This is a genomic window from Phaeovulum sp., assembly GCF_030684035.1.
In the GTDB taxonomy this organism is placed as follows: Bacteria; Pseudomonadota; Alphaproteobacteria; order Rhodobacterales; family Rhodobacteraceae; genus UBA6213.
Map to the genome: position 1 here is coordinate 1 of NZ_JAUXPI010000032.1, position 9,891 is coordinate 9,891.

A 9,891-nucleotide genomic window follows, 5' to 3' on the forward strand; every position below is an offset into this window, starting at 1 on the left:
TGCGCGCGCTTGAAGAGGCAAACGGCGTTCTGCAGGATGCAGCCGCGCTTCTGGGGGTATCGCGCAAGACGCTCTGGGACAAGTTGCGGCGATATGGGCTGGGCAACGCCTGACCGGGTCGCGACCACCCCGGCCATTGCCGCATTGCCGCCCTCGTTCGCCGCCAACACCCCGAGCGAGGCAGGAAACGTGCCCTCCACCGCGCCGTGCGCACGGCGAGCCTAGGTGCATTTTGCGCGGTCAGCCCGTCGCGACCGACAGGATGAAATCGGCGCAGGCACTGCGGTCAGGGGTGCCGTCCTCCTTGCGCGGTATCCCTGCTACCGGGCGGATGACCCGCGGCACCGGTGAACTGATGCGGCTTTACCGGATGCTGCTTCACACAACGTCAGGCTGTCGAGAAACCGCCGGGACTTGGGCGTTGAACGGAGAAAGTGATCGTGTCCGACGGCGTGGTGTAGCTGGCCATGGAGATCGCAGCCATTTCGGGCGCGGGCCTGCCTGATCAGCGGGCCACGACGGGAAGGCTGATGAGGGGATCATCGCTCAAAGGCACCATGGTTTCCAGCGTCATCTATCGGGCGCGCTGGACTGCCCATTCGTCGTTTTGTTCCAGCAGCAAGGCACCGACCAAGCGAACGATAGCGGCATCGTTGGGGAAGATGCCGACGACCTCGGTGCGTCGTTTGATCTCACCGTTTAGACGCTCGATCGGGTCGGTGGAATGCAGCTTGGCGCGGTGCTCCTTGGGGAAGGTCATGTAGGCCAGCACGTCGGGTTCCGCGTCATCCCTGATCGTCGCCAGCTTCGTCGGCACCCTCGGCCTGATCTGATCGGCCACAGTGCGCCACCGGCTGCTGGCGGTCTCGGTGGTGTCTTGGGCGAAGGCCGTCGCAATGAAGGCCGACACCACGCGGCGGCCATCGGATTTGACGCCCACGGCGATGATGACCGCGACGGACACGACGCGGCCGCCTGCTTCTTACTCTGCCGGTGCCATTGCAACCTGGCTGTTGAGGTAGCCCAGCACGATCGCCACCAGGAACAGCGCCGGAACGTCGCCCAGCAGGTGGCCCGTTTCATGGCTGTCGGTGATTGCCTGCACCGCCATGACCGCGCCATGGGCGGCGCTGGACCATACGGTGAACCAGATCAGACTGCGGTGCGCGCCCGGATCGCGCGACGCCATGATCAGAAAGACGCCGAGGACGGCATAGATGACAGCGATCATTTGCAGGTAGTAGACCCCCAATCCGCCGTGCCAGACCCACCCGGACGGCCAGATCAGACCCAGCGGGTAGATCACCAGGAAGATTGCACCGAAAGCGGCGAGCGCCAGTTTCAGCAGCATCAGTTTGGTTTGCGCGTTCATGTTCGTTGCCTTTCCCTTTCGGATTTCGCAAGCGCGGGCACGCTGTTGCGGATGAAACAAAGGATCCCGGCTGCCTCCTGTCGGTCAGTCTGGAGCAGGTGCCGCCCCGATGCTTGACGCGCAGCTGTAGAAAATCTGTAGGCAAACCGGATTTTGTGGCAGTATCCAATGGTGGAATATCTGTTTGAAAACTTCGTGCTTGATCCGAAACGGTTCGAGCTTCGCGAGGCTGGCGTACCATCGCCACTGGAACCGCAGGTGTTCCGGTTGCTTGATTTGCTGGTCAGGAACCGCGACCGGATGGTTTCGAAGGACGAGATTGTCACCGAGATCTGGCAGGGGCGGATCGTGTCGGATGCCTCGATCTCCAGCAGGGTCCGTTCGGCGCGCGCGGCAATCGGCGATGACGGCAGCACCCAGGCGATGATCCGTACGGTTCACGGCCAGGGGTTCCGCTTCATCGCCGAGGTGCGCGAGCAGGGGGAACCTGCCCGCGTTGCGGCCGCCGCGGCACCCGGTGCCTTGATCGAACCGGACGCGGTGGCACCCGCTCCGCCCGCCAAACCGTCGATTGTGGTGCTGCCGTTTCGCGATTTCGGCACCCTGACCACGGCGGGCATACTGGCCGACGCCATCCCGCACGAGCTTATCCAGGCGCTGTCGCGGTTGCGGTGGCTAAGCGTCATCGCGCGGGGCACGGCGTTTCGCTTTCGCACGCCTGATCCGGACATTGTTGCCATCGGTGCTGCGCTGCATGTTCACTATGTGCTTGAAGGCACGATCGGGGCGCGCGGAGAAAACCTTGAGATAACGGTCGAATTGTCCGACAGCGGCACCGGCGAGGTGGTCTGGGCCGACTGCTTCGTGGCCAGTCCAGACGCGATCCACGCGCTTCGGGCCGACATCGTTACCAGGGTCGTTTCTTCGCTTGAAGTCTACATTCCGCTGAACGAGGCGCGGATTGCCCGGCTGGGCGTTTCCGAAAACCTTGACGCCTGGTCGAATTATCACCTCGGGTTGCAGCACATGTACCGCTTCACCCGCACCGACAACGCCCGCGCCACGGCCTATTTCGAGACCGCAGTCGCGCAGGACCCCCGGTTTGCGCGGGCCCATGCCGGCCTCTCGTTCACCAGCTTTCAGTCTGCCTTCATGAAATATGACGCGGGGTCCGGTCAGGCGGCTTTGGCGGCGCGGCGCTTTGCCGAACGCAGCATCGAGCTGGATCCGCTGGACCCCTTTGCAAACTTCACAATGGGGCGGTCATTCTGGCTGCAAGGTGACCCGGATCGCAGCATCCAGTGGCTCGACCGGGCGATTCTGCTGAGCCCGAACTACGCGCATGGCCATTACTCGCACGCGTTTTCCGACATGATCGCCTGTCGCGCGGCATCTTCGCTGGGATCGGTCGAGACCGCCTTTACGCTCAGCCCGCTCGATCCCTTCGTTTACGGCATGTTCGGCACCCGGTCACTGGCCTACATGATGCTGGGGGATTATGCCAATGCCGCGATCTGGGGCGAAAAGGCGGCCCGTGCGCCGGGCGCGCATTTTCTGATCTCGATGATCGCGGTGATCGGGCATGCGCTGGAGGGCAATCGCGAAAGGGCACATTACTGGGCCGCCGACGTGAAGGCGCGGCGGCCCGATGCCAGCCAGAAGCACTTTTTCGCCTCCTTTGCCTTTCGCGATCCGCTGATCTTGAGCCGGGTCGCCGGGGCGTTGGCACCTTACGGGTTCTGAGCCTCCAGCAGGGTGCCGATCCGCACCACCTCGGCCGCGAGAAACGCCAGATCATCGCGGACCGTGCGGTGGTTGTTGATCGCGGCGCGCAGGCAGTGGTGCCCGTGAAGGGTGGTGTCCGATACTGCCGCAACGCCGGTTTCCTGCATCCGCAGCATGATTTCGGTATTGCGCTGCTTGAGCACCGCCTCGGATATCCCGCCCGGATTCCAGTTCATCCTGTTCGCCCCTTTGGTGACGAGTCCACGCCTGTGACGAAAGTCCACTGGGTCGGCTTCCGCTTCGTCAGGCCGGATCGGGCCGAACAACGACAGTTGCCCCGATCGGCATGAAATCGTCGCCCGGCATTCCCACGCGGCGCGCATGCTCGCGGATCGCCTCGCCATCTACCGCCTCGTAAATGCAGCAGGTACCAAGCCGCCCGTCCGTCTCGTTGATCACATAGGAGCGGATCCAGCGCACCCTGTCTGGCATCTCTTCGTTGCCAATTCGGGCCGATTTGGCGGCGGCCGCTTCAAGTTCTGCCTGATCGGCCCAGGCGCTGGTGCGCCGGATCATGTAGAGTTGCATGATGATCTCCCTTTCTGATTGTCCGGGGCCCTGAGATGGCACCCGAAACGGTTTGAAACGCTTCGGAACCGCGCATCTGGCCAGACCAGATCGACGCGGTCCGGGCCTCAGCCCATCTGGCAAGAGGGAGTAGAGTGCGAAATTGCAATCTCGGCAGCGTCCATATCTTCGGCGATGTCGGCAAACAGCGGCGTGGTCAGATAGCGCTCGCCGGTATCGGGCAGAATGCACAGGATGACCGCGCCGGGGGCGGCGGTTTTGGCGATCTGCATCGCGACGGCGAAACTTGCGCCGCCCGAAATGCCCGTAAGGATGCCCTCCTTCTGCGCCAGCTTCTTGGCCCAGGCAACGCCATCGGCACCGGCGACCGGGATCAGTTCGTCATAGTTGCCGGCATCGAGGCATTCTTGCAGCACCAGCGGGATGAAGTCCGGCGTCCAGCCCTGAATCGGATGCGGCTCGAAAGCCCCATGCGTGGCGGTGGGTGCGCCGGTGCCGTCGCGGCTTTGGCCCAGACCGCTGCCGACCAGTTGCGCATTCGCGGGTTCACACAGGATGATCCGGGTCTCGGGCCGATCGCGCCGCAAGGCGCGCGCGACCCCGGCCACGGTGCCGCCGGTGCCAAAGCCGGTGACGAAATAATCCAGCCGGTCGCCCGCGAAATCGCCAAGGATCTCGGCCGCCGTGGTGCTTTCGTGAATGGCGGCATTGGCCGCGGTTTCGAACTGGCGCGCCAGAAACCAGCCATTGGCCTCGGCCAGTTCCACCGCCTTGCGATACATGCCAAAGCCCTTTTCGGCGCGCGGCGTCAGCACCACCTTGGCCCCGAATATCCGCATCAGGCGGCGGCGCTCCACCGAAAAGCTGTCGGCCATGGTGACAACCAGCGGATAGCCCTTTTGCGCGCAGACCATTGCCAGGCCGATGCCGGTGTTGCCGCTGGTCGCCTCGACCACGGTCTGGCCAGGTTTGAGTTTGCCCTCACGCTCTGCCGCTTCGATGATGTTCAGCGCCAGCCGGTCCTTGACCGATCCGGCAGGGTTGAAGAACTCGGCCTTGACGTAAAGGCGCACATTCTCCGGTGCCAGATTGTTGATGCGGATGCAGGGCGTGTCGCCGACCGTGTCAAGAATGCTGTCGTAAAGCCGCCCCCGGCCGCGCGTTGTGCGTATCGTCTGCATGTCCATTGGATCCACTCCCTTGTTGGTCTTCTTGGCACCGGTCAGGCAATGCCAATTCTGGTTCCAACCTAGACCTTTGGCGCAGCGATGCTTGACCGGTTCCTGAAGATTTCGTGCAGGCACCTGTTTTTTTGGCGTATCTTTGCCTGTTGGGCAGGGCCTCGGCCTTCCAACTGGACCGCGCGGGGTGCAGGTGTTTGTTCCGTCGAGCGAACTTAGGGCAGCAGCAATGCCATTAGCGCATCGGACAACCATGTCGTGTATTGCGCTGGCGAAAGTCCTTCCACGTTCGTGACGACGAGGAAGAGCTCGGGACTGGCCAGCCGGGCAAGGCTCGCAATGGCGGTGTCGCGATCGGTTCTGAGTGGCCCGTGCCGCAGCATGGCGTCGACGAGCATCGCAAGATTGCGGGTGCGGCCCCGATGCAGTCCAACATAGAGTTCTTCCAACGCCGCTTCCGATTCTGCTGCGGCGCGAACCACGGCCATCAGTGGCGCGACAGGCCGAAGGACCTCGGCAATGTCCTTGGCAAAGCGCGCGATCTGGCTGCGTCGATCGGGCGCTTCCAGGACCGCGCGCGGTCCGGCCTGATCCATGAGAGGGGTTCCCGGCTGGAGACCGCGGATGGCTGCGGCGACTACGGCCTCCAGAAGTGCGCGCTTAGTGCCAAACCCGACATAGATCGTCTCGACGGAGACGCCCGCCTGCCGGGCGACGGCGGCGATCGTGGCCTTTTGCCAACCCTGGCGGATGAAAAGGTCGTGGGCTGCCGACAGCACGGCAGCGCGCGTATCCGACGCTTGGGCGGAGCGCCGAACCGAGCGGTATCCGCGCTTGGGGGTCTTGACAGATTCAGTCATTTCGCTACATGCTAACTGGAGTGAATACAGTGTTACTGTACCGATTCGACCTTGCCCAGTAAAGTAGGCGCTTCAGAGCGAAGGAGCCCGCGACATGAAGCCACAATCATCGACGATCGCGTTGCGGCCAATCGCGCCGCTGATGGCACCCCCACCGCTGCATTTTGTTGCCGCGTTCGGAATCGGGGCGTTGATTCAGGCGTTCTGGCCGGCGGCCCTATCGCCGGTTCCCGAGGCGCTGAGTGTCATCGGTGGTTTCACCATTGCCGCCGGCGTAATCCTCGCACTGTCATTGGTGAGCACCTTCCTTGTTCGCCGCACCACGCTCAATCCATTCGCCGAACCGTCGGTGCTTCTCGCTGCGGGACCCTACCGGCTATCGCGTAATCCAATGTATGTATCGGTGATCATTGCCTATCTGGGAGGCACGCTGCTTTTTGGATCACTGTGGCCGCTGCTCACAATAGTGGCACCGCTACTCATCTTGGCGCGCGCGGTCGTTCCTTATGAGGAAGCGCAGATGACGGCGACATTTGGCGAGGCATACAGCAGCTATTGCCAACGCGTCAGGCGCTGGATTTGACCATGACACAAGCCCAGTCCTTGGTGAGCATCCGGCCCGTCCAAGGGCGGGTGACGACTGCCCTGCAGATCATCAGCCTGCTGCTGATTTCTCTCGTAGTCGGTTCGATGTTCGGAATCTGGCGCGGCTACAATCCCGCGACCTTTTCGCCGACGACCTTTGTCGAGGTGCATCAAGGGGCCGTCCGCGGGCTCAATATATTGCTGCCCGCGATGGCGCTTGTCTGCGTATTGACCGTCGTGGCGTTAGCTTGGCTGGGGCGCGGAATGCCGCAATCACTCCGGCTTTACATCGCTGCCGCCGTTGCAATGGTAGCGGGGGGGCTGATCACCCGCTTCGGCAATCAACCGATCAACGCCGTCATCATGACATGGGGGGCGGTCCCGCCTGACGGGTGGCAGATGATCCGGGACACCTGGTGGAACTGGCACCTGGCGCGTTTGGCCGCAGGCATCGCCGCTGAACTGCTGCTCATGGCCGCGATATTCACGCACCGCAGCTAATCAGGAAGCCGAGGCGGCCCCTTCCATTTTGCTGCTGATCGTCGGCTGCGAGAGTTCGCGCGAGGGCTTCAAGCGCGACGACGGAAGGATCACCCCGTCAGGATCGGGCGCAGGGCTTCGCTCTCCTTCAGGACAAAGTCGAAGAAGGCCGAGATGCGGGCGGTGTGACGCTGGTCGGGGTGGGTCAGGATGCGCCAGGCGCGGGTCAATTCGGGAACCGGACCGATCACCCGCACAAGATCGGCCTCGGCATCGCCAAGCGACATCGGCAGAGGCGCGACCCCGACACCTGCCTTGGTGGCATAGATCAGGCCCAACACGCTGGTGTTGCGTGCAGCATAGGTGGCACCGGGGGCCACCTCCTTGAACCACGAAACGGTGCGATGCTTGCTCATGCTTTCCTCGAACGCGATCAGTGGATGGCGGGCGAGATCGGCGACCGTCGCCGGTGCGCCGTGGCGTTCTATATACTGGTGGCTGGCATAGATCGCCCAGAGCGAGTCCGCGATCTTGCGGCCAACCAGAACGTTGTCATCGGTATCGCCCGAGCGCAGCGCAACATCCGCCTCACCCTTGGCCAGATCGACGTATTGGTCGCTGAGCACGAACTCGACTTTGAGGCCAGGGTGTTTCGCGTGGAACCGGTCCAGAATGCCCGACTGGGTCAGGCGAAAGGCGACGGGTTCTGGGCATGTCAGGCGGATGATCCCGACATGGGCACGGCCCAGATCGCGCAGCGCCTGCTCAAAATCCTGCGCCGAGGCGGCAACGGCTTGTGCCTGGGGCAGGATGGCAACGCCAAGCTCGGTCAGGCGATAGCCCGAGGGTAACCGCTCCACCAAGCGCTGGCCCAGTTGCGCCTCAAGGTCGGCCAGCCTGCGCTGCACGGTGGATTGATTGACGCCCAGCACCTTCGCCGCAGCAAGGGTGCTGCCCTCTTTGGCGACCGCCAGAAAAAAGCGCAGATCGTTCCAGTCGAACATCGCCCCTCCGCACCCGGCAAATATAGGCCCCGCAAGTCTGCGGCCCCGTTCCGCGACTCTGCGGCTGTCTTGGCGCAAAAAACAAGCATATCCTTTCCCCAGGGCGAAAATGTTCGCCGCCCGGCCAGACTTCAAACAGCCAGAACACCAACAGACCTTGGCGCTAATGCGCCAGGCCGTCGGCCGTCGGCTGCGTCAATCGAAAGGAGAGACCAATGAAATCGCTGATGCTTTGGGCAACGCTTGCGGCCTTTGGGGCCACCTGCGGCCCTTCGCTGGCGGATGAGGCGGCGGTGGTGAAGCCCAACCTTGTGCTGCAACAGCTCGTTCAGGGGCTGCCGCAGGGTAGCGAAAGCGAGATCCGGGTGATGACGGCCACTTTCCACACCGGAGACACGACGCCCGTGCATACCCACGGCTTTCCTGTGACGGTCTACGTGATCGAAGGCGAATTCACCGCCGAGATGGAAGGCATGGCACCGATCACGATCAGGGCCGGTGAAGCCATGGTCGAGCCGCCCAATACCGTCATGACGGGCCTGAGCCGCGCGGCGACGGGGGATACAAAGGTCGTGGTGTTCTATGTGAGCACCGCAGGCGCACCTTTCCTTTCTCCCCTGGAATAGAGGTTGAACGCCCCGCTTGGCGCTGACCGCGCGAGGTGGTGCGTTCCTGATATGGAAGGACAAGTTCGATGATTTCCGAACGCAAAATGGACACGGCGGCGTTCAAGCAGGCGACGCGCGTGCAGTGGGACAGCGCTGCGGCTGGCTGGGACCGGCACGGTCCCGAGATCCGCGCCTGGCTGCGCGTGCCCACCGATGCGATGCTGAAGATGGCGGGGATAAGCGCGGGCCAGACCGTGCTGGACGTGGCCGCAGGGGCTGGCGATCAGACGCTGGACATCGCCGAGCGGGTCGGGGCTGAGGGTGCGGTGGTTGCGACCGACATCTCCGAAGGCATTTTGACCCATGCACTCGGCAACGCTGCCCGGGCCGGGCACGCCAACGTGCGCACCCATCCCGCTGATGCCGAAGACCTCGGGCTGGAAGATGCGAGTTTCGATGCCGCCGTCTGTCGCCTGGGGCTGATGTTCCTGCCCGATCCGCTTGCCGGTCTGAAGGAGATCCATCGTGTCCTGAAACCTGGTGGGCGGTTCTGCGGCATGGTCTTTGCGGGGCCGGACATGAACCCGTGCCTGCGCATCCTGATGTCCACGGCGATGCGGCATGCAGGGCTTGCACCGCGCGATCCGTTTCAGCCCGGTGGTCTGGTCAGCCTTGGCAAACCTGGCTTGATGGATGGCCTCATGCAGCGGGCGGGCTTTCGATCCATCGCTACCACTCGCATGGAGGTGGCGTTCAGACTGCCCAGAACCGCTGACTATCTGACGTTCATCCGCGACTCCGCCGGCCCCGTCCTGCAGATCCTGGCACCGCTGGATGAAGCCGCCCGCGCGGCGGCCTGGGCGGACATCGCGGCGCAGCTCGACTTCTACCAGGTGGAAGACGGCTGGATCGGACCGAACACCTTGCTTCTGACCGCAGGGCGGAAGTGATGGGCAGGGCTGGCGCGACCAGCGCGGATCGGAAGAGCATCATGTCGAAACGGGCGGCCCTTGACCGAAATAGCTTTGCTCGACAGTTCTCAAATTGAAGCCGAAGACATGTTGATGCAACCGCAGATCCTCGTTGAATGTCTCTCAGGTCCCAGCGGGAGCCCTTTTAGATTCGAAATGAAAACAAGGGATTAGGATGTCGTCGAGGTGGAGAAGGTTTGACCCCAGACCCATCCCCTCCGCCACTTGCCCTTGTAAAACGTTTCTCCCGACTCGGCTGGGGCCAGAATTTCTCGTTGTTTTCAAGGGTTATGGCATCTTGGCTTGTGACTGGCTCACGGTCGAAAAAGGACTTTTGGTCTCTCTTCCCCCCGCAATTCTCTGAGGCTGTTGACTGCTTAGATTCCAACTTCAAGTGCAACGGTTGATCTGAAGGCCGCGATTTCGTCGGCCATGGGTTCGGCGGGTGTTCTCCAGCCCAGTGTCTTTCTCGGGCGGTTGTTCATCAATGCGGCGACATCGTTGAGCCAGGTCTGGC

General features: G+C 62.8%; 12 protein-coding genes and 1 pseudogene. 6 read left to right on the forward strand and 7 right to left on the reverse strand.

The window, feature by feature from the left end; genetic code table 11:
- Positions 1-113 (forward strand): helix-turn-helix domain-containing protein (locus Q8J98_RS14790; protein ID WP_370868071.1); only part of this gene is annotated, 113 nt, incomplete at its 5' end.
- A 392-nt stretch (positions 114-505) separates the two neighbouring features.
- Here Q8J98_RS14790 and Q8J98_RS07520 read toward each other — a convergent pair.
- Together Q8J98_RS07520 and Q8J98_RS07525 are read right to left on the reverse strand one after the other, a co-directional pair.
- A pseudogene (locus Q8J98_RS07520) lies at positions 506-922 on the reverse strand (transposase); the annotation flags it as partial.
- Positions 923-982: 60 nt separating this feature from the next.
- Positions 983-1,372: a DUF6632 domain-containing protein gene (locus Q8J98_RS07525; RefSeq protein WP_305293814.1), complete on the reverse strand. Its 390-nt coding sequence runs from the start codon at positions 1,370-1,372 to the stop codon at positions 983-985.
- 168 nt (positions 1,373-1,540) lie between these two features.
- Here Q8J98_RS07525 and Q8J98_RS07530 point away from each other — a divergent pair, with 168 nt between their 5' ends.
- A complete protein-coding gene (locus Q8J98_RS07530) occupies positions 1,541-3,115 on the forward strand; it encodes a winged helix-turn-helix domain-containing protein (RefSeq protein WP_305293815.1) in 1,575 nt (524 codons plus the stop codon).
- Here Q8J98_RS07530 and Q8J98_RS07535 read toward each other — a convergent pair.
- The 4 genes from Q8J98_RS07535 to Q8J98_RS07550 form a co-directional block, all read right to left on the reverse strand.
- Complete coding sequence (locus tag Q8J98_RS07535) at positions 3,103-3,333, reverse strand: hypothetical protein (protein ID WP_305293816.1); 231 nt, start codon at positions 3,331-3,333, stop codon at positions 3,103-3,105. The genes Q8J98_RS07530 and Q8J98_RS07535 overlap by 13 nt on opposite strands.
- A gap of 67 nt (positions 3,334-3,400) precedes the next feature.
- On the reverse strand, positions 3,401-3,685 hold the full coding sequence (locus tag Q8J98_RS07540; protein WP_305293817.1) for a DUF4242 domain-containing protein: 285 nt from the start codon (positions 3,683-3,685) through the stop codon (positions 3,401-3,403).
- A gap of 107 nt (positions 3,686-3,792) precedes the next feature.
- Positions 3,793-4,872 carry a PLP-dependent cysteine synthase family protein gene (locus Q8J98_RS07545; protein ID WP_305293818.1) on the reverse strand — a complete coding sequence of 360 codons (1,080 nt, stop codon included), beginning with the start codon at positions 4,870-4,872 and terminating at the stop codon, positions 3,793-3,795.
- Positions 4,873-5,081: 209 nt separating this feature from the next.
- Positions 5,082-5,726, reverse strand: coding sequence for a TetR/AcrR family transcriptional regulator (locus Q8J98_RS07550; protein WP_305293819.1), 645 nt, complete (start codon positions 5,724-5,726; stop codon positions 5,082-5,084).
- Positions 5,727-5,820: 94 nt separating this feature from the next.
- On the opposite strand from Q8J98_RS07550, the gene Q8J98_RS07555 reads away from it, so the two are divergent.
- Positions 5,821-6,309: an isoprenylcysteine carboxylmethyltransferase family protein gene (locus tag Q8J98_RS07555; protein ID WP_305293820.1), complete on the forward strand. Its 489-nt coding sequence runs from the start codon at positions 5,821-5,823 to the stop codon at positions 6,307-6,309.
- Between the two features lie 2 nt (positions 6,310-6,311).
- Positions 6,312-6,812 (forward strand): DUF1772 domain-containing protein, encoded by a 501-nt coding sequence (locus Q8J98_RS07560; RefSeq protein WP_305293821.1) that lies wholly within the window; start codon positions 6,312-6,314, stop codon positions 6,810-6,812.
- Positions 6,813-6,901: 89 nt separating this feature from the next.
- Here the strand turns inward: Q8J98_RS07560 and Q8J98_RS07565 are convergent, their stop codons facing one another.
- Positions 6,902-7,795: a LysR family transcriptional regulator gene (locus Q8J98_RS07565; protein WP_305293822.1), complete on the reverse strand. Its 894-nt coding sequence runs from the start codon at positions 7,793-7,795 to the stop codon at positions 6,902-6,904.
- A 215-nt stretch (positions 7,796-8,010) separates the two neighbouring features.
- Between Q8J98_RS07565 and Q8J98_RS07570 the strand changes: the two genes are divergently transcribed.
- On the forward strand, positions 8,011-8,421 hold the full coding sequence (locus Q8J98_RS07570; RefSeq protein ID WP_305293823.1) for a cupin domain-containing protein: 411 nt from the start codon (positions 8,011-8,013) through the stop codon (positions 8,419-8,421).
- Positions 8,422-8,489: 68 nt separating this feature from the next.
- Positions 8,490-9,353, forward strand: a complete 864-nt coding sequence (locus tag Q8J98_RS07575; RefSeq protein WP_305293824.1) for a class I SAM-dependent methyltransferase — start codon at positions 8,490-8,492, stop codon at positions 9,351-9,353.
- The last annotated feature ends 538 nt before the right edge of the window (positions 9,354-9,891 follow it).